This window comes from Pyxidicoccus trucidator (genome assembly GCF_010894435.1).
Classification (GTDB): Bacteria; Myxococcota; Myxococcia; order Myxococcales; family Myxococcaceae; genus Myxococcus; species Myxococcus trucidator.
This window is the reverse complement of sequence record NZ_JAAIXZ010000119.1, coordinates 1-389: the sequence shown is the minus strand read 5'-3', so window position 1 is coordinate 389 and position 389 is coordinate 1. Positions and strand designations below refer to the sequence as shown.

1 protein-coding gene is annotated in these 389 nt (G+C 63.5%); it reads right to left on the bottom strand.

Going from position 1 to position 389, the window contains the following annotated elements; all coding sequences use genetic code 11:
- Positions 1-389: citrate/2-methylcitrate synthase (locus G4D85_RS48685; RefSeq protein WP_275900435.1), on the bottom strand; the 389-nt coding region annotated here is incomplete at both ends.

The following is a 389-nucleotide window of genomic DNA, read 5'->3' as shown; positions in this document are numbered from 1 at the left end:
CGCGCGTTCCAGCACCGGGTGGACCTTGTAGGTCGTGGTGCCGATGCGCTTCACCATCGCCAGGAAGTTGGCGACGTAGGACAGGTCGTTGTCCGGGTAGATGTACGGCAGGCCCATGCTGTGCCGGTAGGAGAACGCGGCGAGCGTGGGCATCTTGGCGATGAGCCGGGTGATCTGGATGCGACGGCTCAGCTCATCCTTGGTGTTCTTCGCGTCCGGGTAGAAGCTGGACAGCGCCGCCACGGTGGAGCCCAGCATGGACATGGGGTGCGCGTCGTAGCGGAACCCATCCATGAAGGACTTCACGTTCTCGTGCACGAACGTGTGGTGCGTGACGAGGTGGACGAACTGCTCCAGCTCCTTCGGGGTCGGCAGCTCTCCGTTCAGCA